A 25,673-nucleotide genomic window follows, 5' to 3' on the forward strand; every position below is an offset into this window, starting at 1 on the left:
CAAGATAATTAAAACTTATAGGGCTGTTTTGTATTTTTTATTTGACAACTGCCCAATTTAGATACACAATCATAATATGAAGTATACTTGAAAGGGTTTTATGATTTTTGTGAACTATTTCTTTTTTTTAGTCTTTTTTTCAATTTTTCCTTCAATTGCTACTGAAAGCGGTGTGCCTCGACCCTTTGTGCTTGATTTTAAAAGCTTTTCAAAACAAGAAGGCGCAAAAGCAAAATTTGATTATCTGGTCAATGAGCAGCAACAGCGAAAAGCTGCGTTACAGATTGAGGACAATGGTTCTTTCCAAACGCGAATGCAAAGGTCCCAGGCGCATAAACCTGCTGATAATGATAGTGGCAATCCAAAAGCTATTGAAAGAATAAAAAGCCTGATCTCAAAGTTAGGCTATAATCCAGATCAGATTCAGCTGAATATAGGTCAAACTATAAGTTACTATATTCCTTCGCATATTAGTTATTCTAAAGAAGCTGCTTTTTATACACTGTCTTTGCAGGAACGCGCATGTGGTTGGTCGGATAAAAAATTGTTGGGCCTGCTTCAGAAAGAATTGAGTAAAATAAAATACAATACTCAAGGCGTTTATGTAAATCCGCATATTACTTTCAAAAATACGCGTGATTTTACAGACGGTCACGTAAGGTTAGATGCAGAAAATCAGCAGCTTGCACGCTATATAGAAGCACTCAGTCCTATTGATAACGAGGCGCTGTCTCAAGAAGAAAAAATCGCTCTTTTACATCAAGCATATCTACAGTGTGCAAACGCAGGCCCGTGGACCAAGGTCGTAGACTTTCTTGATGGTGGGCATCGATCAACATTGATCATCCATGAAGAGGCAGCCATTAAGTTGGCATTAAAGGATCTATTGAACGAAAAGGGCGCTTCTTCAATTGCTCCGTTGTTGCGCCTATCATTTATGTTGTTTAATGCCTCAGTTTATGAACGTTATTTTGTAATTATAGCCGGTATAAAAACTGGTTTGGTTGCAGGATTGGCTTACGGATTGTATACAATGAAAGAAAAACTACAAAAATGGTACAGAAACAAACAGCAGACAATTGATAATGAGGAAGAAAAAGAAAAAGAGGCAGAATTGAGCGCAAACAATAATAACGTTAATGACGTTGTTGTACAGGATAACGGATGAATGGCTGGGTTGTTGTTTGCTTGATTACGAGTTCATTTTTTGCAATTTATGCAGAAGAAAGCGAGCCTGAATATTTTGTGTGTCAGTTTATACATATTCCGACAAGTGAAGGATCAGTTAATCTGAATGAAGCAGTTGGCAAAACTTATTTTTCCCTCAAAAAAATAACCGCTCTGCCAACTAATTCTGACGTATACGATTTTCTGCATACACAGTTGTATGAAGAGTTTAAAAATGAGTCGAAAAATGTATCACGATCTTTGAATGAACGATTGAGTGCTTCAAAAAAAAATAAAATAGCTGGTCAAAATTATGGAACCCCAGAACAGTTGGCGCATGTGCAGCAGATGGTCCAAAAGTTAGGAGTTGATCCGGATGCTTTATCTATTACCGTTGATCCTTCCAATCATTGCAATCTTGCCGCATCACCGTATGTCGGCGTTGGTTATAAAGATGATAGTAAAAGCCCAGAGAATCTGTACTATGGTTTGTATATCAATCAACTATTTTTTAATGCATCGTATTACGATCAGCTTCAAATTCTTTCACACGAGCTTGAACATCTCAAACATATGTATGATGACAGTGTTGGCGAGGGCAAAGCGCAACATTTTAATGAATTAATTGCTGATGCAGCGATTTTTATCAATTCACACTGTAGTAATAAAGAAAAATTTTTAGCAGGCAGTCAGGCAATTGCAAAACTGCGTACATCTGACATACTTTTGGCTATGGAAAAACAGTCTATTTCGCCAGTCTGGCGTTCGATGGTAATACGTGAGCAGTTAAAAAAAGTCGTAGGCAAAACTCCAAGCGTCGTCTTTGCTGCTCCATTGTCCTGCCTCGGCCTGTTTTTGTTTAATCGCTCTCTGTACGAATGTGACTTTTTTAAAGTAGCTTTGTGCAAAACAGTTGTGGCTGCTACAATTGCTTATGCAGGTTACAAACTCATCCAAAAAGTTTGTGTGCAGCGCAAACAAAAAGAATAAAAGAATGCTATAATGAAAATAAGCGATAGTTAGGCTTTAATGGTTATTGATATGATAAAAAAATATAAATTATCGTTGTTCATTTTCAGAAGAGATTTACGACTTACAGATAATACTGCTCTAATAAAAGCATGTAACAAATCAGATTTTGTGATGCCTATTTTCTGTTTTGATCAAAGACAGGTTGTTCCTAAAAATAATCCTTTTTTTAGCGAACATGCAGCGCAATTTATGCTTGAATCTTTAAAAGATCTTACTGATGAGATAAAAGCAAAAAAAGGAAGGCTCTACTTTTTTGTTGGAACAATTGAAGCCATTTTATCGTCAATCATTCCAAGGCTTCCTATTGAAGCGGTTTTTTTTAACAAAGATTATACACCTTTTTCATTACAACGTGATCATGCTATCGCCCAGCTATGCATCGAGAATAACGTTGCATGCCATGCGTACGATGATGTGACACTATGCTCAGTTCAAACTTTAAAAAACAAACAACAAAAACCGTATACTGTTTTTACTCATTTTTTTAATGCCGCAATTCGTACAAGTGTAATTGATCTGCCTGTGGCCATGCCTTTTAAAATGAACTGGTACATAAAATCTATTGAAGATTCGTATGAGTATCACAAGGTGATTGATTTTTATCAATTAAATAAAATCAAAAAACCTGATACTGGTATTCTTGGTGGATTTAAACACGCAGAAAAGATAGTTTCTGATCTATTAGCATTTTTGCATTATGATAAAACTAAAGATGTGCCCTCGTTGTCAACCACAAAATTAAGCCCTCATATAAAATTTGGCACTATTTCTATTCGACAGGTATATCATGCAATTGTTGCACAGCTTGAAAAAACACATCCATTAATGCGGCAACTGTATTGGCATGATTTTTTCATTTATACATCATTTTACCGACAGGACATGTTTGGTTCATGTTTGCGTTCGGAATATAATGGACTGTCCTGGTCTGAAAATCAGGATCATTGGGATGCATGGAAGGATGGTAAAACCGGTTTTCCAATTATTGACGCAGGCATGCGTGAACTCAACCAAACTGGGTTTATGCATAATCGGATACGAATGATGGTTGCTTCTTTTTTGGTCAAAGATCTGCATATTAACTGGCAGTGGGGTGAGCGCTATTTTGCTCAAAAGCTTGTTGATTATGATCCTGCAGTGAATAATGGAAACTGGCAATGGTGCGCGTCTGTTGGTGTTGATGCACAGCCGTATTTTAGAATTTTCAATCCATGGCTTGGTCAGAAAAAATATGATCCTGATTGTGTCTATATCAAACAGTGGATACCAGAACTCAGAAAGTATGATTCTCAAATTATTCATACGTGGTATAATAATAAGGTTGAGAGCAATAAAAATTATCCAAAACCGATTATTGATCACAAAATTGAACGTGTAAAAGCCCTCACTCAGTACAAACATATGAAATAATAGATTTTTAGGTGAAAACATATGATTAAAAAATTGTTTTTAATAAGTTCCATTTTTATTCTTAATACACAAGCAACCGTTCAGGAAATTACCAAAACAGCTGTCATTAATAAGCAAAGGGCATATAAGGAGTATCTGGATTCTTTATCGTCGCAGGTCAGTTATCCGTTTTGGGTTATTAAAAAAGGTATGCAGTGGAGTTCAGATGGTTATTCTGCAACAGAAATTGATGCAGTGCCTGCAGCATTTCCGTTTTTATGTGAAAAAAAATATGTTGGATTAATGCATAGTATAAAATCGGATGAATTTGTTTTGAAAGTGAATGAGATGCTTGCTAAATTTTATAACTCAGTAAGCCAAACTTCTACAATAATTGAAAAAAGGCAAATTTTACATTGCATTTTTCATGAACATAATTGCAAAAAATTAAAATTAAGTCATAATACAACCACAAAGCAACTTTCCGACCTGGTGCAGACTTGCCAGGTCAACATGAATCTGTTTTTTGAGGAGCAGATGGTACAGTTCTTTGTTAAATTCTTATTACATTTATAATACAACATAGTTTAACCAAAAAGCTTTTTTAAAGGATTAAAGAGGATCAACATGAAATATAAATTTCATATAACAATGTTGCTGAGCTGTGTACTTGCCGCTCTTTTTAATTATATACCATTTTCTGTTATTGTTGGATCTGTCTTTTCATTTTTTTCCTTTTCAAATGGTGTTTTACCATTGCTAGGTTTTTTTGGGGGCTCGTTAGGTGCATTTATCGGAGTTTCTTTAAAGTTTATGCTCTATCCGAGCCACGCCTTGTCCACTATTTTGGTGCATAAAGTGCCCGGTTTTTGTGCATCTTTATACTGGTCATTGAACCGATTTATTACAGGATTAATTATTCCCATAATTATGATACTTCTGTTTTTGGTACACCCTGTAGGTAGGTACGCGTTTTTATATCCTATGCTCTGGATGATACCAATAGTACTTTATCTAATTCGTTCAAATTCATTTTTTTGCCAAGCACTTTCTGCAACTTTTTTAGCACATGCAGTTGGTTCAGTTGCCTGGTTATACCTTTTTTCTACACTTGAACCGATGATGTGGCACGCGTTAATTCCAGTCGCATTAACTGAGCGCCTCTCTTTTGCTTTGCTGATGACCTTTATCAGAAGTGTTGTGGTATTTGTTGTGTGTCGCTTGCGAAATTGGCGGATGGTACGATCTTTCACGATGAGTACACACTCATTCTAAGGATTTAGATGATGAAGCATCTTGCCTGTATTATGGATGGAAATAGACGATGGGCAATCGAAAACAAGGTTCCGCTGGCTTATGCGTATCAACAGGGCATTGAGCGAATCTGTACAGTGATTGATTTTGCATTAGCGGAAGAGATCGAATATGTATCTTTATTTGGCTTCTCTGTTCAAAATATGGGGCGAACGTTTGTTGAAAAACAGCTTTTATATTCAGTAATTTTGGGATTATCTGACAGAATTATTAGTTTTATAAAAGAGCGTAAGGTCCGTGTCCGCTGCATGGGAAGACGGGACTATTTTCCCGAGGAAGTACGTAATTTTTGTGATCGGTTAGAAATGACTACCTCACAAGAAGTTGGTTTAAATGTAATACTGTTGTTAGGCTATGGAGGCCAGGAGGACATTGTCGCTACAACAAAGTTGATAGCAGAGCAGGTCGCTTTGCAAAAAATTGTACCAGAGCAGGTTACAGATTCTTTTTTTAAATCGCACCTTTTAACCTCTTTTTTGCCTGATCCTGAATTAATTATTCGCACAGGAAAAGTGAAGCGCTTAAGCAATTTTTTTTTATATCAAGCTGCATATACTGAGTTGGCATTTATGGACTGTTTGTGGCCAGATATCACGACTGAACAGTTAAAAGTGGTTTTTAATGATTTTTCTTTAGTGAAAAGGAATTTTGGATTGTGAGCACCGGGCTTAACTCTCATGCAATAGGAATCATTGGTGCAGGGGCATGGGGAACTGCTTTGGCCTATGTATTAAACAAAAATGGACATGTCGTTTATTTATGGTCATATGAAGCAGAAGTAGCAGAAACTATGAATCAGAAAAGGGTCAATGAAAAATATCTGCCCGAGGTCTTGCTTGCCGATCAGATAGTGATTACGACTAATCTTGATTATGTCTTAGAGACGGTCTCTGTTGTAGTGTATGCGTCACCATCCCGTTTTATTGTACAACTTTTAAAAGATAAGTCAGTTAGCTTAATAAGGTCTAAAATTTGGGTTTTGGCAAGTAAAGGTATCGATGAAGTACATGGTTGGCATGTGTTAGATCTGTTACAGTCGATTGTGCCAATACCGTTAGAAAATATTTCCGTATTATCTGGACCAACGTTTGCGACTGAATTATGTAGAGACCTGGAAACATTTGCAGTTATTGCAGCGGCAAAAAAAGAGTTGGCATTGTTTGTCAAAAGACTTTTTCAAAATAAATTCTTTAAATTTACCATCTCTTCAGACGTGGAAGGCATTTTATGGTGTGGTGCACTTAAAAACGTTGCAGCTCTGCTTTTAGGGATGATCGATGGTATTGGATATGGAAAGAACGTACAAGCTTTTCTGTTTGTTAAAATCGTTGACGAAATAGTAGAATGGCTTGTTCTTGTTGGAGGCAAGAAAGAAACTGCGTATGATATTGTTGGAATAGGTGATTTTTATTTGACCGCCTGTTCTGATATGTCAAAAAATAGAATGTATGGATTCTACGTGGGCCAGAAGCAGCAGGATGATTTTATAAGATCAAAAATACCTATTGTTCCAGAAGGAGTTGGAAGTGCCTGCGGTTTATACGAATGCATTCAGAAAAATAGTTTAAGCGCAGCGTTTCCACTGCTTGCTAGTGTACATATTATTTTAAAAAAAAGATGTACGGCGCAAGCATATTTAGAACAGTTTTTAGGCAAGATAGAATAAGCTATCCTGCCCAATTTTTTATAAATTCATAGTAGTTTTAGAATTTTTGTATTGTGATATCAATAGGCGTTATTAAGTTATACTTGCTTTTGCACAAGTTCATTGTCTTTTTCTACTACTTCTTCAATAATATTGATTACTTCTGATACATCTTCAACTATATCAACCAATCCAAGAGATATTTTTATATGAGGCGTCTCAGCTTCTAATTTATTTTTTAACTGTACACATTCGTTATTTACAAAATCTGAAATAATTTGAAACCCTCTTGCGCGTTCTTCTTCAGACGCCTCTTTTTGATCGATAAGCGCACCAAACTGTAAGCTTGAGCATTTGGTTACAAGCACCGTTCGTTGTACATTTTTTGTTTCATCAGTCTGCTGTGTAGTACTTTCTGCCACCGCTTGCGCTATTGCCAAGCTATAGAGACCTGTTAGCAAAATATATTTTTTCATTGTTACTCCTTTTTGAAGGTTACATAATATTCCTTAGCACAGTTTACCATGGGATAGGCAATTAACAAGCTCTCAATAGTAAATTAAGATCCTGTTTGAGTTGATTAATATGACAAAATAGTATCGCATTAATCCCACAAAACTGTGCGGATAGCACGTTTTGTAACTGGTCATCAATAAAAATAATCTGTTTTCCACGTAGTTCATGCGCATGTTTTTGTAAATAGTTATAAAAAAACCCTTGATTTGGCTTTTTGTTGAACGTATGACTTTCTTTTGTATTGATAATGTGGATAGCCGTAAAGTATTGAAATACAGTATGATGTTGTGAGGCAAATTTTTCAAACACATCTTTTCCAATATTAGATCCGATATGTTGTACGTATCCTTTTCGATTTAAATGTTCAATAAGATTCAGAACCGATTTATTGAGCTTGTATTCACAAGAGATCTTAATTGTTAAATTGATAAGCGCTTGATTTTTGCTTCTGCTTGCACAGTTTAAAAATTCTTGATTTGTGATCTCCTCAGACAATAGTCCAAGCTTTTTACCGGTATACTTTAAAAGTAAGAGAGTTGTTGCCCAGTCTAATTTTCGTATGACAGAAAATAGGTAGCCAGATGTTAAGATTTTTAAAAACCAGTTTATAATATTTTTCTTAAAAATTACCCCATGAATATCCCATAAAATTACTATTTCATGAGTATTGTGCGGAGGCACAAACGGTCGGTCTGTTGCCAAAAAAATGGTTTGCCTTTTGGTATGCGCAAGCAGTTTTTTAGCGAGCAATAGTATGATAAAAAATAAGAAAATAAAAATATATTTCATGGGTTTCCTCTACTATTTTTTGAGTCACACTGTAAATAAATCATTTTTATATAAGTAAGATCTAAAATTGAATATGGTAACGGTTCTTGATAAATTATAGTGTCATTGCCAGTATAATAAGTTGGCTCTAACTGATGTGGTAGGCCATGTAAGCAAAGCATATCTGTAATATCTTTAGCACAATATCCGATAAACGAAGGTAAGACGGTCAATTCTTCTATATTCTGCCCAATATATACAAAAGGCTTTGTTTCAGACTTTACTTTTTCTGCTGAAGAAGGGAACTGTGCAATGACTGTGCCATTTTTATTGCGTTGCGGAACATAGTAAGAATCCAAATGACATCCGATTTTTTGCATGACAAGTTGTGCATCCTGTTCGGTGAGATTTAAGAGCAATGGCATACGATTACTACTGTTTTTTTCAACAATAGTTAAAAAAATAGTTTGCCCCGTTTTTATTTTTTGTCCGGCCATTGGTACCTGTTTTACAATATACCCCTTTTTCAATGAAGGATCATAAATTGTTTCAAGTATTTTAAAACTTACTTTTAGATTTTTTGCTTCAATCATTGCTTCAGGTAGTGTCTTTCGAATAAATGATGGACATTCATATTCGCGGGATGTAAAAAAATATGAGCCTGCAAATATTCCAATCAACAGTCCAAAAAAGGGCGCAAAAACAATCAAGTTTGCATGATTCACATATTCCTTTAAATGTAACTTTTACAGTTTTTCTATGATTACAAAGTATGCCGTATAAGATATCACATGAAAGAATAAAATAGAACCATTATACACGGTATGAAACAGTAAGGACCGTTTTTATGGTAAGGAGAGTAACTCACATAAAGATCGCTTCATAAGCCGGATTCTGTCCCTTTTTCAAGGTGGCAATCATCTATCTTTGCGGCATACCCGTACATCGACAGGAATAAGCACCCTCCGCACTATTTTGCCTTGCACCACGTGGGGTTTACCCATTGGCTGAGTTACCTAAGCCAACTGTATGTTCTTACCATACTTTTTCACCCTTACCGTTTTTACAGGCGGTTATTTTCTGTGGCACTTTCCATCACTTTAAAGTGTCCATCTTCTTCAGATGGCACGTATCTTATTTAGTGTCCGGACTTTCCTCATACAGTAAAAAATCAACAGTATGCGATTGCCTTAGCGATCTTTATATGAGCTTATTTTTAAAGCAAATCCAAAAAAAACTAATGCTATCATGTTAACATAAATGGACGGTAAAAGATAGATCGAAGGAGTCAGCAAACCAGTAAATCTTTGAATTATTCCTATTTGAATAATTATTACTGTTGTGCTGGTTAAGAAAAAAAGGGTCCTATTAAAGTAAAGTGATTCTTTGCCATATTCTGACAGACTATATAAAAGAAAAAGAGGAATGAACGATGAGATTTTTATAGCATACATAAACTCTTGTTGAATGGTAAAAAGCAGCACACAAAAAGTGACTGTAAAATCTGAGTGTTTTTGTGTGATAAGGTAGATTAACATAAAGATGGTTGCATAAGTTATCTGATATGTAGTACAAACATAAAAAAAGAGATCTATATAAAAGAGGCTCAGTATTAAAAAAAATAGATAAAGCGTACGCATAAGCTCTTGAATAGTTGTTGTTTATATGGATATATAAGTTAAGCATATCAGAAATATCAGCAAATGCTTCAAAAAAGGATTGTATATGTTACTTTCTTCAATTTTTGCCCTACATTTTTTTGCACTTTTATTTATTTTGCACCCAGAAGAAAAAGATTTACAAAGTTTTTTGGAAAAGAAATATAAACTTGTACTTATGCCGTTATTTTTACATACTGAGAAAACATTTACTACGCATAGACCCCACAATGCCATTGATGATATCGATTCACTTGTTGGCAACTATCCTCCATCTCAACACGTCATTGGCGGAATGGGTGGTGGCGGTTTTGGTGGAATATTTCCACAATCACCTGATCAGTTAGCATCACTTGCACCTATTGTTATGGTTATGTACTGCTTTAATCAAGCACCCCAGCTGACTATGATGATGTTGACCGGATTAATGATGTATGTACTTGGCTCGACATGATCATGTACTATTGAGCAAAGTACTTTTTTAGATGATCTTTGAAGGCAGTAATGCTTACTGAACCTAACTCTTTTGCAACCAGCTTTCCTTTATTGAAAAACAAAAAAGTAGGAATTGAAGTAATGCCAAGTTCAGTTGAAAGAGCTCTGTCTTCTTCAACGTCAAGGACGACAAATTTATAAACACCGTCATATTCTTTTTCTAACGAATCAAAAATAGGTTTCATATATTGGCATGGTCCACACCAGACAGCAAAAACATCCATGACAACAGGTATTTTTGAATCTAAGACTTCTTGTTGATAGTTTGCTTTAGTAATACTAATTGCCATATAAAACCTTTCTTTAAAATAAGTATGTAGAAGACTCATTCTATAGTTAGAATAGTTTTACAGCAATACTGAATCTATTTTTTTTCTACAATTTCTTGTGTCTTTGACCCTGCAATAGTAAGTTTTTTAATTGATCCAATCTGGATATTTGAATTTACAAGACCAGAGCTGCTTTTTTCATCCCACATAAGTTTTGTTGATTCAGTTAATAAGCAGTGATACTGCTTCAAGTTTTTATCTTTCATGGTTACGATCAGTTCTGTGTATTGTGTTGGATAGTTCTTATTTGTTTGTGAACCACTGTAAAGATAGATCAGGTTTGGGACGGCTTCAATAGATTCGACCTCTTCAAGATCAATTTTAGTTTGTGCATACTGATTTGGATCATCTTTTAAAGTAATCGATTCTTTGTTCGTTTGTGTATTCAAAACTTTCTCAGGCAACAGTTCTGGTTTGAAATACATCTGTATCTGTTTGTATCTGCCATCGATGGTGATGTTTTCTGCCTGTTGCCATCTATTTCCTTGATGTGTGCTAATACTGCCATAAAAATTTATTTTTGGAACCGTAGTGTTGCCCACATTTCCTTCTGGTGTTGCCCAGCCATAGGCAAAACTTGTCTGTAGTAATGAACCTAAAATGGCTATTTTTATAACTATTTTTTTCATAGCGCTTTATTCCTTTTTCAACATATATTCTTTAGTATGGAATACTGGTCGTAATAATTGCAACACTCAATGAGGTTTTTTTGATAAATCTTTTTTAATAAACACTAGTTGCATTTCCTGTCTTTTTTTGTGTATACTATTTGGCAAGTTTTTATATGGTGAAACAGATGAAGCATTTTAAAGCTGCCGTGTATGCACAATGGCTTTTTTTAGTTACCGTTCTTGTTTGTCTGATTGGATATTTTTATGTTAATGATTTTCAGTCATTGCTTGCAGCTATTCCGCAAAAAAAAATATCTAAGCATGTAGTTATACATCCAGATGGAACAGTCAAAACTGTTATGCCATCTGAAAAAAAACGTTCATCTTCAAAAAAAGTAAAAACGGTTTCTGTTAAAGATGATTCATCTCAGTCGACTAGTTCGAATGAAACAAAAGTTGATCTGATTGAAAAACTGCGGGCAAAAAAAGGATATGTGACATTGTTTGCTCCTGATGATGATATTTATGCATTACTTTTAAAGTTGATTAATGATGAAAAAGAGAGTTTAAAAGTCGCCATTTTTACCTTCACCGATCCTGTAGTTGTTAAAGCTTTGCAAGAGGCAGCTACTCGTGGAGTTAAAGTTGAAATGATTGTCGATCGTGGCTGTATTTCTGATCGTTACAGCAAAGTTGATGAGGTGCACGCTGCGGGTGGCAAAGTATTTGTGTATAATCCTGCATATCACAATAAAGGAAAACAGGGAATCATGCATCATAAGTTTATTGTTTTTTCGAATAATTTTACAGGCACAGGTCTGGTTTGGACCGGTTCGTATAACTTTACAAAAGCAGCACGGTACTATAATCAGGAAAATATTGTTGTGCTCAATCGAAAAGGCGCTGTCAGAAAGTATGCACGCAGATTTGAACATGTCAAAACATTGTGTGACCATTATCAGCCGTTAGTCAAAGTTGATGAAGCTTCGCGAAAATAGTTGTTCCTCATTTTTTTGTTTCCTTTCTTTCTTGGTATGCACGATTGATTGTATGGATGCGCAACTAGCTGAGCGTGCGTTTCAGCTTGCGTGGCAGCATTATGACAATATTGGTCAGGTGTCAGTGAGTGGCAAAAAAACAGAACTATCTTTTCCTGCCCAGTGTGTTATTGAAAAATATGCTTTCTGTCATGTAGAATATTGCGGAGGAAGTGACCTTTTTGATACATTTTCTCCTTTTTATAAAGCATGGTTATTCTGGCGAACAACACCTGTGCATTATTTTAGAAGCTATTTTTACACCAGAGAATTTTAAACCTTCGCTGGGTTCAACGTCTTGTTTTTATCATAGCATTCAGCACTTTACAGAAAATGAACAGTACTTACAAAAGGTATGGAGCAAAGCATTTAAGAATCAAGAAACCAGGTTGTTAAAGAAATCATCATCTCAACAAAAATCTGCAGAGCAAGAAGATATAGGGCTATTAGAGCAAGAGAAAAATGGTGTATGCGATATTGATGATGCCAAAGTAATTCTAGAGAATGTAACTCCAGGAAAAACTAAAACTTGGTTCATTGAAAATAATCTATATTATACGCAAGCTAGCCTGAAAGCCGTCTGTCGATTTAGTGGTTTGTTACGTGCCGAAGAACTTGCACTCTTTTATTTTTACGTTTTGAAAAGTCGTGATAAAAATATAACGGAAGAGATAGCAAAGGCTGCTTTCATGAAGATGTATCAGGTTGCAAATCTTATTAATAAAAATCAGAGCGTGGAATGGGAATGCATTTTACATCTGTTTTCAAAAAATCCTAATGCATTTACTCCTGATAATCTCATTGATGAGCATAATACATTGGTAAAATCGAAACTCATTTCTATTGTTTTAATCAATTTTCTGTTCCAATGTTGGTCTGTGTATCTATTGTCGTTCATGTTGATATATCTTTGTGTGCCCGAGCAAAATCTGTTATTTCAAAGTGCTTTCAAAACGAACATGTTGTTCTGTCCATTGTATCCATTGCTTCTGACCACTATGGTTCTTATTTTTGGTGACAAGACCGGAATGTATGGTGATCCGCAGCTGAAAAACCAGTTTATTTATAGGCAGGCTAATGGTTTTTTTGCTTCTGGGCTACCTTCAAAAGAAATTCTCTTGAACTGTAAGTATAATTTTGACTGTTTTTTCTGGGAGTATCCTGGATATCTCAATAATTTTGGCTGGTTCATAAGACAGTGGTGGCAGTATCCTCTACCAGATTTTCGTTTTTGGAGGTTGTGAAAGCAATTTTTGTGGTACTTTGAAGGGCATGAAGGTAGGCACTTTTTATTGTGTGGGCTTCAAAATAAAAGGGATCGGCAGAAATTGTATCGACCCCTTTGTACACATAGCACGTTCGTGAAAAATACTTAAAAACTTCGTTAATGGTCCAGTATAGCTTTATATATTTACTACTTACTTTTTCGGTCGACGTTCGAGAATCCCTACTGCTATTGTGTTGAAAGTTTTTTCTTTTGCATCATAGTATTGAGATTCACTTACCTTTGTGAATATTTCTTCGATTTGATCACTTGTATGTGGTTGCTGTATGTTAGATGAGGAAGTTTTGTTATTTTCTAGATGGCTATTAGAAAGAGAATTGGTTTTTTTATTAAGGTGTGTCCTCAATTTGAAATGAGGTAATGACGTTGCATTTTCACTACAAAATGATAAGTTTTTTGTATCAGAAATCAGCAACGAGGATAAGCAATGGTACGTCGAGTTATTACAGACAGTATTTGGTCACAACTAGAAGAGATACTATGTAAGCATGGATGCCACCTGTGGGGCAATGAGCGGAATATAATGGAAGCAATTCTTTGGAAATTGCGGACTGGAGGACCATGGAGGGATATTCCATCCGAATTTTGTCCGTGGCAAACAGCATTTAATCGATTTAATCGTTGGTCAAAAAAAGGGCTATGGGAAGGTTTTTTTTATGCTACGAAAAGAAGTTGATAAAGAATGGGTATTCGCCGACGGAAGTTATGTTAGAGCTCACCAACATGCGACTGGAGCTCAGCGTGGTCAAGAGCGAGCAATTGGAAGATCCGCTGGTGGACTTACTACAAAGATTCATATGTGCACCGATGCGCATGGAAATCCGCTCAATTTTAAAATCACTGGGGGTCAAGTGCACGACGCAAAGGTTGCAAACGAATTAATCGATCTGGCCGAAGGAGCAGAATATTTTATCGCTGACAAAGGCTATGATGCTGATAGTATTCGTATTTATGGACGGACAAAAGGGATGCAAGTAATTATACCAAAAAGAAAAAATAGCACTGGGCTAAATCCAGAATTTGATCCTCATTTATATAAAAATCGGCACGTAGTTGAAAATCTTTTGCACGACTCAAGCATTTTCGCGGCATTGCTATGCGTTTTGAAAAACTTGCTAGAAACTTTCAATCTATGCTTTACATCGCATCTATGCACATATGGTTGAAGCTTTTATGCCCTACTAATTAAATTGAGGACACACCTTAGCTAACCATTTTGATTTTGTTCTTAAAAAATCACTTAAATGAGAGCGAGAAAATAAAATTTCGCGCAACGACCTTGAACTGATCCGACTTGCAATGCGTGATAAAAAAGGGAAGGTTGATTGGCTGATAGTTAAGCATGCGATGACTACAATGACATATTTATTGATTATTTTAGACATGTTATCCTTATTTGAAATAATATTTAAATATATTTTTATTTTATCGGTTATTTTAAATTTGTGAAGCTTTACGACTAGGTTGAGCTAAAAAATTAAACAGTATTTACAGTTTTGAATAAATTTGATTCTTTAAAGCTAGCATGACTTGATTTAACACAGCAGTATTAATGATTGGCTCAGCAAAAGAGACTTGCAAAAATGGGCTATTTTCATCAAAACAGTATTCATCAGAACTTGGCGCATCCATTCCTTCACCGTCTGAATCAGATGACATAACTTCACAGTCGGCTGCACCAACTGCATAGCTTTTTATGGCTGGATAGTTTCTTTTTGTAGCACTATCTGTTTCATAATAAAAAAGGTTGATGTTCTGTTTTATTATATTACGTATAAATAGTGGTATCACATTTCTATCCGTTTCTACAAAAAGGCTGGCAGGACAAAGCCCTTTTTGGTTTTTTTGATGATCTGCAAACAAAAATAACGAGAGTAGTGAAAAGTTTTGATGTGCTTCTATTGTTTCTTGAATTTCAGTTAGCTGTCCCTGAGCATCAAGATATTCTTGAGGCTCACACCAGAAATAGTTATTTTCATTGTACAATGGTTGGTATTGAATAGCAAAAAGCGTTATACAAAAAAGAATGTTATTAATTTTTGGTGCACATTTATTTAAGAGAGCATGTTTTTGTTGATAGCCTCTTTTATATCCAAAATTGTAAAGTTTGTTAAGAGAGACAATAGTTTCTTTTAGTTGATTTTTTATATAAGTATCAATCTCTATCTGTATTCCTTTAATATTTGTATAGCCTATTTTTATATTAAAAAGGTCAAAATCAGGTACTTCATTATCTTTAGTAGCATCGTTGGTGTATTTGAGAAGCTGCGTCAAAATATTGATCTTAAGATAGGCTTTTTCAAGTGCATATAACTCTTCTAACTCAATTTTATGGCATAACGCTTTTGACATTGCTCTAAGGTTTTTTGCGAAAGCTATTTTTGCTTCTATGTTTGTTTTGTAGTGTTTGAAATTTCCTTTATAATCTCCATTGAAGGTTAAAAGAGCCTCACTACTAACATGTCCATTTTCATGCACACATCTATCTAAAATAACCTTGTGGATATCCTTTTCCATAATCACAGGATGCAAGAGCTGCTCATAAACCTGAAATAAGACCATAGTATTGTCTCGAAGTTGATACTTTGTTGCTTCAACTGCTCTTTTCATGGGAGTAATAGTTTGAAAAAAAAAGTTAGATAGTCCGATGATTAATAATGTCAATTTTTTTATACACACAGCATTCATTTTTTGTTTTTCCTTTTAAATAATGCTTCTCAAAAAAAAGTTATGCTTTAAAAGAAACAATCTTCAAAAGTATATCAAAAAGTGAATCTTTATGAAATACGCTTTTGATTGGCTATTGGTATCAGAATTTAAAGCAAGCTTTGTTTGCATTTATGCTTAAAATAATACTCCAATATACGTGCCCATGCTGGCGATACACAAATGGAGACGATCTACTGTCCCACTGATTATCTCTTTGGCAAGTGGTTTAAAATTCTGATTAAGTTTCTGAAAATTTCTCTCTTTCCACTCTTTGATGCTATGTTCTGGATAGTTACGATCCGCATAGGCGCGGTTAAGGAAATTTTCAATTGCGATATCGATTTTCGATGCTTTTGTTATAACCTACACTGGTAGAAAAAAAAGGAACAGAAGGAGAACTCTCGATAAAGATTTTTTTTGCATAAATGACCTATTTTTAAAGAAGCTATGTTTAAAAAATGTACTAAAAGCTTTTAGTTTGGGCAAATATTGATTGTTTACATTTGCATAAATGATCTTTTTTATAGAATAATTGTGATTGCTTATTGTACTGCTTATTTTTATAAGTAATTCTACTCGATTCTTTATACCTTGCAATCTGACATATTGTTTTAAATAGTTTACAATGATAACAAATAAGTTTTTTGAAAATGAAATATGGAAATTATCGCATTTCAACAGCATGTCAAAGCTTTTTACGCGAAAGCAAAGCGAGAATTTGTATGGCGCTATGTTGCCGATCCGTATCTGGTTGTTGTGTCAGAATTTATGCTACAGCAGACACAGACAGCACGAGTAGTTGAAAAATATAATCTGTTTATAAAAGTATTGCCGACCTTTCAAGCGCTTGCCGCATGTTCAAATCATCAACTATTTCAACTGTGGCATGGACTTGGTTATAACAGGCGCGCGCTGTACCTCAAACAGTTTGCACAATGGGTAGTCGAAGATCATAATGGCAAGTTGCCTGCCGATCCTGCACTGTTGCAAACTCAAAAAGGCCTTGGGCATGCGACGGCAAGCTCGATCTGTGCCTTTGCATTTAACATGCCAACAGTATTTATTGAAACGAATATTAGAACCGTTTTTTTGCACCATTTTTTCAGTCAACAGGCCGAAGTTACTGACAAGCAGATTGTGCCACTTGTCCAACAAGCAGTAGATCAAACTGCTCCCAGGTCGTGGTATTATGCTTTGATGGATTATGGGGTATTTTTAAAAAAGCAGCTACCCAATCCATCACGCGCAAGTGCACATCATGCAAAACAGTCAAAATTTGAAGGTTCCGACAGGCAGGTCCGAGGCCAGATCGTTAAATTTTTGGTAGAAGTTCATCGCGTACATAAAAGCACGCTTGAACAACAGTTAAAACAGCTTTTTCCAAATAAGACCGACAAAAAAATAGCTGGAATTTTAAGCAAAATGGTCGCAGAGCAGTTAATTAAAATGGCTGACGATAGTTTTTATTTATAAACAAGCGGCACGTACTAACTCAATTTGCGTCAAAACTGTTTTTAAAAAAAGTTTTGTATTTCCCGTATTTGGAAGACATTCCAACATTTCATACAAAATCTGCAATATCTGATTGATGTAGTTTGGTGAAAAATGTGAGGCATGAATAGCTCGTTTCTGTTCCTGCCAAAAACCGATAATCTTATATAAAAGCGCTTGGGCAGATTCTTCAGAGATTTTTGCTCGGTCACATTCCTGCAATATCACTGTGATTGCTTGTGGCTTTGAGGTACAGTGCAGAAAAAAAAACTCAAACTGAATATCTACCTCCTCGTTTTGAAGACAAACAGGCAAGCAGCGTGATCTAATGGTGGACAATAAAGCCGCTGGTTGGTGAGTAAGTAAAATAAAATGGTATCCAGCTGGCGGTTCTTCCAAAATTTTCAGCAAAGCATTGCTGCAAATTATTGATAAAAGTTCTGCATGTTCAATAATAAAAAAAAAGCGCTCGTTTTGATTTAACATAAACTTGCTTTTTTCTCGTATTGGCACCAGGTCATCAAGCACATATCCCTTTGTGGTCGTAAGCCACATGATTTGAGAATGCTGCCTATTTTGGATTTGTATGCATGCCACACAACTTGTACAGTTGTTGAAAGGGCAAAAAAGACTACGCAAAGTAGCACATACTCTCTTTTCAGTTATCTTTTCTGTTCCAATATACAGCTGCGCACTAGGAATTATCATAGTAAAATACCCTGTCCCCAGCGTGAGGTTAAAAATTCTGAAACCATTTTATAGGTATTTTCAAGCAGCGCGTCCGGATTGAGTGTACCATCAACGGTTATGACATTATTTTTTGAGGCAAAAATTTCCAAAAAACCGTTTCTGACTTTTTCTAAAAATGTAGCTTCTTTCTCAAACGTGTTTGCATTGCCACGCTTGTTAATTCGTTCAACAGCCAGCCAAACAGGGGTATCAACAAAAATAATAAGGTCAGGTTCACAGTGATCCATCGTCCACCGATTCACATATTGAATGAACTCAATATCAAGACCACGTGCATAGCCTTGATACGCCAAAGAAGAGTCAGCCATTCGATCAGAAAGAATGATAGATCCTCTTGCAAGTTCCGGCAGTACAAAATCATTCATATGTTGCGCACGATCCGCAGCAAATAGGAGGTATTCAGCTTTTGTGCAGATCGGCATCTGTTGTGCGTGTAAAAGTTGACGTAAATACTTACCCAACATGCTGCTGCCAGGCTCTTTTGTTAAGAGTACATCAAGCCTTTCAGTAACCATTCTTTGATGCAAAAGTTTAATTAATGTGCTTTTACCAGCACCATCAATACCTTCAACACTTATTAAAATACCTTTATTTGCCTTCTTCATTCTCTAAAACCTTATTTAAATACAACACAAAAAATGACTCCCAGACACGACATAACTGTTTTTATTGATTATACTACAATTAACAGGTAATGTAGAGATTAAAAATATGAAAAAAGTAATAATAGAACCGGGATGCATTAGTTGTGGGAGTTGTGAATTTATCTGCCCTGCGGTGTTTGAAGTTACCGATAAATCATACATTAAAGAGGCTATCGACACTGATACTTGGTCTGAGAAAATAAAAGAAGCTGCAAGAAAATGCCCTGTACAGGTAATAAAGTATGAAAAATAATCAAAAACCGGTTGCACAAACTCTTGTGCATACACTTTTGAATGGTGCGGTAAAGCTTTTTGCCGATCGCATTTTTTTGTTGTACAAAGACCAGACGTACTCCTATCAACAGTTTTTTAATATGGTCATGCATTGTGCTGAAAAAATGCTTACCGCTGGCGTTAAAATAGATGATAGAGTACTGCTTGTTGCCGAAAACACCCCCCTTTTTTATGTTGGCTATTTTGCCAGTTGGCAGATCGGGGCAGTGGCAGTTCCTGTAAATAATTTCTTAAAACTGGCAGAAATTCAGCATATCATTACAGACTGTCAGCCTGTTTTTTTAATTTGTGATGATCACAGGGTTGAGTTGTTGCAAAATGAAACAGTCAAAACAGTGTTTAAAGGTATTTTTACACAGCAATTAATGTCTTCTGATCCGTGGCAAAAAGAGCCGACCAATCCACCCTTCGACCAACTTGGTCCAGATAAACTGGCTGTACTTGTCTATACATCAGGCACAACTGGAGTGCCAAAAGGCGTGATGCTGAGTTCCCGAAATATCTTAACAAACATTAATCAGTGTGTTACTCGACTTGAAATAGGTTCTGAAGAACGGGTTTTATGTGTATTACCGCTTTTTCATGTATTTACGCAGATTACCTGCGTCTGGTTGGCAATAAAGCAGGGAGTATCAGTTGTTATTGTTCCAAAAATAGAACGTAGCCATATTATTGATGGCTTGGCCAAAAAACCGACCATTGTGCTCGGTGTTCCTGCATTATTCGGTCTGTTCTGTTTATTCAGGAATCTTGATTTTTCACACGTTCGACTGTTTGTCGCGGGTGGTGATGCGATGCCTGATAAAATCAGATCTTTGTTTGCGCTTTTATACGGACGCAAGATTATTAATGGTTATGGATTAAGCGAGGCATCGCCTGTTGTTGCAGTGCATCTGGATGATGTCATGACCTACACAAACACGATTGGAAAACCACTTGATGGCATCTCTTACCAGATCCGGCCGTTGACCGATCTGTCGCAGAGTCCATACACGAACCCCTATCAGATAGGACAGCTTTTTATTCGGGGCGACAATGTCATGCTCGGCTATTATCATGATCAAAAAGCAACTGAACATGCATTGCCAAATGGTTGGCTTGACACGGGTGACTGTGCATATTTTGATAACGATGAAAATATTGTTATCACTGGCCGTGAAAAGGATCTGATCATCAGCAAAGGGTTCAATATCTACCCGCAGGAAGTTGAAAATATCATTGCGCTTTCGCAGGCTGTCATTCGAGTTGCAGTAGTGGGCAAAGATGACCAGATGCATGGGCAAGTTCCTATCGCATTTGTTCAGTTGCGACAAGAACAAAAAGGAATTGAGAAAGAACTTTCAAAACTATGTGCTCACCATCTTGCCAGCTATAAAATTCCCCGTCTTTTTAAATGCAGCACCGAAGCTTTACCAACAACAGCAACTGGCAAAGTTGATAAAAAACAGTTAAAAAAACAGCTTCAAGAAAACTGATTTAAAAAAAACTTAAAAATAATTTAAAGAGAAGAACTGGCACAGTCATAAAAAAGTCCCACATTCCTTTTAATGCAGCAAAAAATCCTGCAGAATTAGATAGCTTTTCAAATAGCATAGCCAGCCAACCTTTATTTTCGTTGGTACCAGTTGATGGTATATTAGCTGGTTTTACCGTTACCGAAACGGCCGTTGTTTCGGGCTCATTTTTATTTGCTTCAAGCTTGTTATCCTCTATCTGTTCGGTATGTTTTTTTGGTATTTCAACTTGCACATCAATCGGTTTTTCAATGTCTGTCGGGATATTCACATGCGCATCTGCAAGGTCAATGTGTACGACAGATTCGGTTTCTGGTTTAGGATCAATGTTTCGATTATTGGCTATCCGTGTTGCGGTTGTTGACAAAAGCCTGTGTGGCTCTTGGGCATATAGCTCGCGATTTAATGCTGAAAACTTAGATCTGTCCAAACTTATGCTGGAAAAATAGTTCAAAGCAAAAGGAACAACGATTAAAAACGTTACATAAAAAACTTTACTTACTGTCATGATAAACTCCAGGATGTAAAACTTTATTTTCTACTGCTCACGTTTTTTAGCATACAGTTCTTTTAATAGTTGTCACTCTTTTTTTAAAAAATTTTTTCAAAGCTATGTTTTTATAAACCAAAATCTTTTCAAGCGACCCCTCCAAGCCATTTCAAAATTCCCCAGAAGCCCTCTGTGGCTGTTGTCACTATATTCCAGAATACGGTCGAAATATTTGAAATCAAGCTAGAATTGTTTAAAGGTGGTACTGGGCTTTGGTTTGGTGTTTGTGTTGATTGGGTTAGTCTTTCAAGTCCTTTTTTATGTTCTACTTTTTGCTCAGTGACTAATTGCTGATGTCTTTGAACGGTCTCATCCGATATTGTGAAGAACTGTTTAAGGTCTGTTTTTTTGGCATTGACTGGTTTCTTGTTATGATCAGTTGGTACAAGTGGCACAGGAGTATAGTCAATCGTGTGCTCTGTCCATTTCTCAGAATCATCGTGAGATTTGTCAGCGTCTGTTACTGGATTTTTAACAGATGATTGATTGTTTGAGTTTTCTGGATCGCCAAATTCAGGTACTGTTCCTTCCTGTTTCCATTCATCTTTTTTTATCAATGGTGTCCAACCTTCCATTCCTTCCTTCTGCATGTCCAGATCAAATATCTCTGGGCTATTCAGACCTTCTGTGCCCATTAGTTTGAATCCAGTAATATTTGCCAAAAGAGAATCTTTGAATGAATGACCTTCTTCGTTTGGTTTTGCTTCAAAAAAAAGGTTACTGGCTTTGATAAAAAATGTTTGATTTGCATACTCGGATTGTCCTATTGCAAGGATGACGGTGTTATAGTTTGGAATGCTATTTTGCTTGTTGAGATCTTCATTTATTGGTTTGACGGGATGATGATCAAATCCTAAGCTTTTAGGATCATCAAATGCGCCATCTTTTTCTACAACATAAACAGTTTTTGCGTCTATAACAAATTCTTGGTCCTTTTGTATTTTTTGAGGGCTTTCAAAATGTGCTCTACCCAAATCAAACACATGAGCGTGCGTTCCATTCAATGCTTTATTCTTCTTTTCGTCTTCAAGCATAGGTTCTATTTTTACGTTGTTACCAGTAACCTTCTTTTTAAAAAAAGGTATAACTCCAGTTGTTTTTATTTTTTCAAAGGTCTTGATTTCTGGAGCAGGAAATAATTCAGAGGCATATAATTGAAATGTTTTCCATTCAGCTTCCGTAACAGCCAACGGTCTACTTGTATTTAAACTAATTTTTTTACTTAACCACTTGATCCCTTGATTCATCCAGCCTTGCGTTTGCTGATGTGCCTTGCGGTCATAAACTATGAATGCCTTATCTTTAGCAGTATTGCTTTTAGAATAGAATTTAAAAGCATTTGAATACTTCAAGAGAACTTTGCTCAGCTCGTGGTGTAAAATAACTAATTTTTGAGCTTTTATATAAAGAGAAGATTCAGTGATACTAGGCTTGTCAAGATGTGAAAAAAGAGTATTTAACGTATCGGGTAACACAAGCACAAATGGTTTTTCCCCTTGATATTTAGATTGCTCATGTACAATACCTGTAAGATTTGTTTTTTTTGTTACTTTTTCAAGCCATTTAGCACCTAATGCTTCCAAAAAAATAGATCTACTCACTATAAATACATTAGCAGTATCAATTGCTATTTTAGCATCAGTAAAATCTGGAAAATCATACTCTCGAATAGTACAATTTAATAATGCATCAGGACTGATGGTATTTTTTATTTTATTTTGAAACTCACCAAAACTATCATAGCTGAGTTTCTTTACTGTCAACAAAGGCCTTTCACTTAATGCGCTGCTACCCTCCTCAACTGACGTCCATTGAGCACTCTCTAACCGCAAAAAAACCATACAATAGCTCGCAGCAATCAAACATAATCGTCTCTGCATAAAAACCCTTTTAAAATTTTTAAAAACACAAAAGGAGAGACTTGCGCCTCTCCCACCTTTTTTTTCTTCAGACTGATTACTTCATTTTTACTCTGCCTGACTGCTCAAGTTTTGGTAACAGAACTTTGTTAAGTACCTCATTTGCGTGATTTACCAGAACAACGCCAATTCCATTTGTTATATTTTCAATACCAACAAGATCATGCTTATTTCGATCGGGTAAAATAACATACGGAACTTTGTTTCTGACGGCTGCCAAGATCTTTTCTTTGACACCGCCGATCGGCATCACTTCACCACGCAGGTTTAGTTCTCCAGTCATTACATATTGTGCACTAATTGGCCGTAAAGTCAATGCAGATAGAATTGCAGTGAGCATGGTAATGCCTGCAGAAGGGCCATCTTTGGGCACTGCACCTGCCGGAACGTGAATATGTAGATCATGTTTTGTAAACAAGCAGTCGTTGATTCCAAACTCTTTTGCATGTGCACGAGCGTAACTGAGTGCCGCTTGTGCTGACTCCTTCATCACGTCACCAAGTTGTCCGGTCAACGTTAGTTTTCCTTTTCCGGGCATGAGCACTGCCTCAATTTTTATAATCTCACCACCAAATGCTGTCCATGCAAGGCCATTTGAGATACCGATCTGATCATTTTTCAGATGAATGTCTTCAAGAAATCGACGTGGTCCAAGCAGATTTTCAATATTGTTAGCATCAACCTGAATCAATGTATCATGTTCGACCAGCTGACGTGCGACTTTTGAACAGAGCTTTCGAATGAGCCGTTCAAGTTGGCGAACACCAGATTCGCGCGTGTAGTTCATCACAAGGTCGGTTAGCACTGTCTCAGAAAGATCGACCGGTTTTTGATCAAGGCCTGCGTCATGAATCGATTTTTTAATCAGATATTTTTTACCAATGCTCACCTTTTCTTCAAGGGTATATCCACTTAACTCGATAATTTCAAGTCGATCACGCAATGGTTCTGAAATAGTGTCGATCGTATTTGCAGTTGCGATGAACATCGCTTTTGAAAGGTCAAAAGGAATACCCAGATAGTTATCATAAAATGTCTTATTTTGATGTGGATCAAGCACTTCAAGCATGGCAGCAGATGGATCTCCACGAAAATCTGATCCGATTTTATCAAGCTCATCAATGACCAGTACCGGATTACACGAGCCCGCTTTTCGCATCGCCTGAATAAATCGTCCTGGCATTGCACCAACATACGTACGTCGATGGCCACGAATTTCCGCTTCATCTTTGACGCCACCCAATGAGATCCGTGCATATTTTCTACCCAAGCTTGCTGCAATCGATTGGCCAAGCGAAGTCTTGCCTGTTCCCGGAGGACCAACCAGACACAAGATAGGACCAAAGCCATTTTTTTTCAAGTTGCGCACAGAGATAAAATCCAAAATTCTTTCTTTAATATCACCCAAGCCATAATGCTCTTGGTCAAGGATCGCTTTTGCATGAGCAATATCCAGATTATCTTCCGTTTCAACGCCCCATGGCAATGCAAAGATCCATTCCAGATGATTTCTGGTAACAGTTGCCTCCAAAGAATCAGGCGCGGTGCGTTCAAGTCTGTTGATTTGACGATTGATTTCGTGCCGAATTTCTTCAGATACAGGAAGAACAGAAAGTTTTTGTCGCATTGTTTCAATCTCTTCAATGTCATCTTCGCCTAGCTCCTGCTTGATTGCTTTCAGCTGTTCGCGCAAGTAAAACTCTTTTTGTGACTGATTGATTGAGTTGCGAGCTTCGTTGCGTATCTTTTCCTGAATCTCTGAGATCTCCGCCTCCTTGCTGAGCAGTGTGTATAACTTTTCCAAAAAGTCATGCTGCGTTCTACTTTCTAATAAAATCTGTGCCTGTGTTACTTTTAATGTTAAATGTGAAAGAATAAAATCAGCTATTTTTTCTGTGTCCTGCATTTTTGAAAGTATCACATGAAAATCTGGAGAAAAAGTGCCACCGTTTGCAGCTGACATCTGTTCTGCAAGTGCTTTTATATTATTAACAATATGCGGTACGTTATTATCTTCTTCCTGTTCGAATGGAAAAGCTGTTACCTGTCCATACAAAACCTGTTCATCGCTATGCATTATTTCAACGGTTGCACGATATAAACCTTGAACCAAAACTTTAATGCCACCATCTGGAACTTTGATGATTCGCATAATTGATCCGACAGTACCGACCCGATATAGGTCCTCTGTACCAATTGAGCCATGTTGTTGCGCAGTATCTCTTGCGGCAAGTAATAAAACTAACTTTGATTCCTCAACGGATTGATTAATTCCCTGAATAATGCGTTCGTCTAAAACCAAAAGAGGTACTATAATATGAGGAAACACAACAACATCCATCGTAGGTATAATTGGTAAAATGTCAGGCACTACTTTGGGCATTGCCTCATTCACGAGATTTTTCATTAATCCCCCTCTATAAATAACATGTCTGTAAAGCCATGTTCCGTTTTTTCAGTTTCAAGTTTACGTTATACTCAAAAGCTTTCTCAAGATTTTAAGTTACAAAGGTTTAAAATTCTGTCATCATGCACAGTTGGGTATACTTAAATAAA

At 36.4% G+C, this 25,673-nt stretch carries 25 protein-coding genes, 1 other RNA gene and 1 pseudogene; 15 read left to right on the forward strand and 12 right to left on the reverse strand.

Annotation, left to right across the window (positions count from 1 at the left end; translation table 11 throughout):
- Window positions 1-100: 100 nt before the first annotated feature.
- From IPG37_03835 to IPG37_03865, 7 genes are read left to right on the forward strand one after another with little or no spacing between them, the layout of a single operon-like run.
- Window positions 101-1,168 carry a hypothetical protein gene (locus tag IPG37_03835; protein QQR53562.1) on the forward strand — a complete coding sequence of 356 codons (1,068 nt, stop codon included), beginning with the start codon at window positions 101-103 and terminating at the stop codon, window positions 1,166-1,168.
- Window positions 1,165-2,157: a hypothetical protein gene (locus IPG37_03840; GenBank protein ID QQR53563.1), complete on the forward strand. Its 993-nt coding sequence runs from the start codon at window positions 1,165-1,167 to the stop codon at window positions 2,155-2,157. Before IPG37_03835 ends, IPG37_03840 begins: the two co-directional genes overlap by 4 nt.
- A 51-nt stretch (window positions 2,158-2,208) precedes the next feature.
- Complete coding sequence (locus IPG37_03845) at window positions 2,209-3,609, forward strand: deoxyribodipyrimidine photo-lyase (GenBank protein QQR53564.1); 1,401 nt, start codon at window positions 2,209-2,211, stop codon at window positions 3,607-3,609.
- Between the two features lie 21 nt (window positions 3,610-3,630).
- Complete coding sequence (locus IPG37_03850) at window positions 3,631-4,164, forward strand: hypothetical protein (protein ID QQR53565.1); 534 nt, start codon at window positions 3,631-3,633, stop codon at window positions 4,162-4,164.
- A 51-nt stretch (window positions 4,165-4,215) separates the two neighbouring features.
- Complete coding sequence (locus tag IPG37_03855; GenBank protein ID QQR53566.1) at window positions 4,216-4,863, forward strand: hypothetical protein; 648 nt, start codon at window positions 4,216-4,218, stop codon at window positions 4,861-4,863.
- Between the two features lie 8 nt (window positions 4,864-4,871).
- Window positions 4,872-5,561: a di-trans,poly-cis-decaprenylcistransferase gene (uppS, locus tag IPG37_03860; GenBank protein QQR53567.1), complete on the forward strand. Its 690-nt coding sequence runs from the start codon at window positions 4,872-4,874 to the stop codon at window positions 5,559-5,561.
- Window positions 5,558-6,568 (forward strand): NAD(P)H-dependent glycerol-3-phosphate dehydrogenase, encoded by a 1,011-nt coding sequence (locus tag IPG37_03865; GenBank protein ID QQR53568.1) that lies wholly within the window; start codon window positions 5,558-5,560, stop codon window positions 6,566-6,568. The genes uppS and IPG37_03865 overlap by 4 nt, the downstream gene beginning before the upstream one ends.
- Before the next feature lie 77 nt (window positions 6,569-6,645).
- Here the strand turns inward: IPG37_03865 and IPG37_03870 are convergent, their stop codons facing one another.
- The 4 genes from IPG37_03870 to rnpB form a co-directional block, all read right to left on the reverse strand.
- Window positions 6,646-7,023 carry a hypothetical protein gene (locus tag IPG37_03870; protein ID QQR53569.1) on the reverse strand — a complete coding sequence of 126 codons (378 nt, stop codon included), beginning with the start codon at window positions 7,021-7,023 and terminating at the stop codon, window positions 6,646-6,648.
- Window positions 7,024-7,084: 61 nt separating this feature from the next.
- Entirely contained in the window at window positions 7,085-7,852 is a 768-nt protein-coding gene (locus IPG37_03875; GenBank protein QQR53570.1) for an HAD hydrolase-like protein, read from the reverse strand.
- Window positions 7,849-8,556 (reverse strand): PASTA domain-containing protein, encoded by a 708-nt coding sequence (locus IPG37_03880; GenBank protein QQR53571.1) that lies wholly within the window; start codon window positions 8,554-8,556, stop codon window positions 7,849-7,851. The genes IPG37_03875 and IPG37_03880 overlap by 4 nt, the downstream gene beginning before the upstream one ends.
- Before the next feature lie 142 nt (window positions 8,557-8,698).
- Window positions 8,699-9,032, reverse strand: an RNA gene (gene rnpB, locus IPG37_03885) — RNase P RNA component class A.
- A 524-nt stretch (window positions 9,033-9,556) separates the two neighbouring features.
- On the opposite strand from rnpB, the gene IPG37_03890 reads away from it, so the two are divergent.
- Entirely contained in the window at window positions 9,557-9,943 is a 387-nt protein-coding gene (locus tag IPG37_03890) for a hypothetical protein (protein QQR53572.1), read from the forward strand.
- Window positions 9,944-9,950: 7 nt separating this feature from the next.
- Here IPG37_03890 and IPG37_03895 read toward each other — a convergent pair whose 3' ends face one another.
- The gene (locus IPG37_03895; GenBank protein ID QQR53573.1) at window positions 9,951-10,274 is read right to left on the reverse strand and encodes a thioredoxin; all 324 of its coding nucleotides are present in this window, start codon (window positions 10,272-10,274) and stop codon (window positions 9,951-9,953) included.
- Window positions 10,275-10,348: 74 nt separating this feature from the next.
- Window positions 10,349-10,942, reverse strand: coding sequence for a hypothetical protein (locus IPG37_03900; protein QQR53574.1), 594 nt, complete (start codon window positions 10,940-10,942; stop codon window positions 10,349-10,351).
- A gap of 167 nt (window positions 10,943-11,109) precedes the next feature.
- On the opposite strand from IPG37_03900, the gene IPG37_03905 reads away from it, so the two are divergent.
- From IPG37_03905 to IPG37_03920, 4 genes and pseudogenes are all read left to right on the forward strand, one after another.
- On the forward strand, window positions 11,110-11,922 hold the full coding sequence (locus IPG37_03905; GenBank protein ID QQR53575.1) for a DUF1669 domain-containing protein: 813 nt from the start codon (window positions 11,110-11,112) through the stop codon (window positions 11,920-11,922).
- A gap of 52 nt (window positions 11,923-11,974) precedes the next feature.
- Window positions 11,975-12,238, forward strand: a complete 264-nt coding sequence (locus tag IPG37_03910; GenBank protein QQR53576.1) for a hypothetical protein — start codon at window positions 11,975-11,977, stop codon at window positions 12,236-12,238.
- Between the two features lie 112 nt (window positions 12,239-12,350).
- Entirely contained in the window at window positions 12,351-13,205 is an 855-nt protein-coding gene (locus IPG37_03915) for a hypothetical protein (protein QQR53577.1), read from the forward strand.
- Between the two features lie 468 nt (window positions 13,206-13,673).
- Window positions 13,674-14,435, forward strand: a pseudogene (locus IPG37_03920) (IS5 family transposase).
- Window positions 14,436-14,734: 299 nt separating this feature from the next.
- Here the strand turns inward: IPG37_03920 and IPG37_03925 are convergent.
- On the reverse strand, window positions 14,735-15,934 hold the full coding sequence (locus IPG37_03925) for a hypothetical protein (GenBank protein QQR53578.1): 1,200 nt from the start codon (window positions 15,932-15,934) through the stop codon (window positions 14,735-14,737).
- A 678-nt stretch (window positions 15,935-16,612) separates the two neighbouring features.
- Here IPG37_03925 and IPG37_03930 point away from each other — a divergent pair.
- Complete coding sequence (locus tag IPG37_03930; GenBank protein ID QQR53579.1) at window positions 16,613-17,428, forward strand: A/G-specific adenine glycosylase; 816 nt, start codon at window positions 16,613-16,615, stop codon at window positions 17,426-17,428.
- Here the strand turns inward: IPG37_03930 and IPG37_03935 are convergent.
- Entirely contained in the window at window positions 17,423-18,154 is a 732-nt protein-coding gene (locus IPG37_03935; GenBank protein ID QQR53580.1) for a hypothetical protein, read from the reverse strand. The two genes, IPG37_03930 and IPG37_03935, sit on opposite strands and share 6 nt — an antisense overlap.
- Window positions 18,151-18,801 (reverse strand): dTMP kinase, encoded by a 651-nt coding sequence (tmk, locus tag IPG37_03940; protein ID QQR53581.1) that lies wholly within the window; start codon window positions 18,799-18,801, stop codon window positions 18,151-18,153. The genes IPG37_03935 and tmk overlap by 4 nt, the downstream gene beginning before the upstream one ends.
- Window positions 18,802-18,907: 106 nt before the next feature.
- Here tmk and IPG37_03945 point away from each other — a divergent pair, with 106 nt between their 5' ends.
- Together IPG37_03945 and IPG37_03950 are read left to right on the forward strand one after the other, a co-directional pair.
- Window positions 18,908-19,093 (forward strand): ferredoxin, encoded by a 186-nt coding sequence (locus IPG37_03945; GenBank protein QQR53582.1) that lies wholly within the window; start codon window positions 18,908-18,910, stop codon window positions 19,091-19,093.
- A complete protein-coding gene (locus tag IPG37_03950; protein ID QQR53583.1) occupies window positions 19,083-20,609 on the forward strand; it encodes an AMP-binding protein in 1,527 nt (508 codons plus the stop codon). Before IPG37_03945 ends, IPG37_03950 begins: the two co-directional genes overlap by 11 nt.
- Before the next feature lies 1 nt (window position 20,610).
- Here the strand turns inward: IPG37_03950 and IPG37_03955 are convergent, their stop codons facing one another.
- The 3 genes from IPG37_03955 to lon all read right to left on the reverse strand — a co-directional run bounded on the left by IPG37_03955 (window position 20,611) and on the right by lon (window position 25,524).
- The gene (locus IPG37_03955; GenBank protein QQR53584.1) at window positions 20,611-21,156 is read right to left on the reverse strand and encodes a hypothetical protein; all 546 of its coding nucleotides are present in this window, start codon (window positions 21,154-21,156) and stop codon (window positions 20,611-20,613) included.
- Between the two features lie 128 nt (window positions 21,157-21,284).
- Complete coding sequence (locus IPG37_03960; protein ID QQR53585.1) at window positions 21,285-23,078, reverse strand: hypothetical protein; 1,794 nt, start codon at window positions 23,076-23,078, stop codon at window positions 21,285-21,287.
- A gap of 76 nt (window positions 23,079-23,154) precedes the next feature.
- Window positions 23,155-25,524 carry an endopeptidase La gene (lon, locus tag IPG37_03965; protein ID QQR53586.1) on the reverse strand — a complete coding sequence of 790 codons (2,370 nt, stop codon included), beginning with the start codon at window positions 25,522-25,524 and terminating at the stop codon, window positions 23,155-23,157.
- Window positions 25,525-25,673 lie beyond the last annotated feature (149 nt).

The organism is bacterium (assembly GCA_016699125.1).
GTDB lineage: Bacteria > Babelota > Babeliae > Babelales > Vermiphilaceae > AWTP1-30.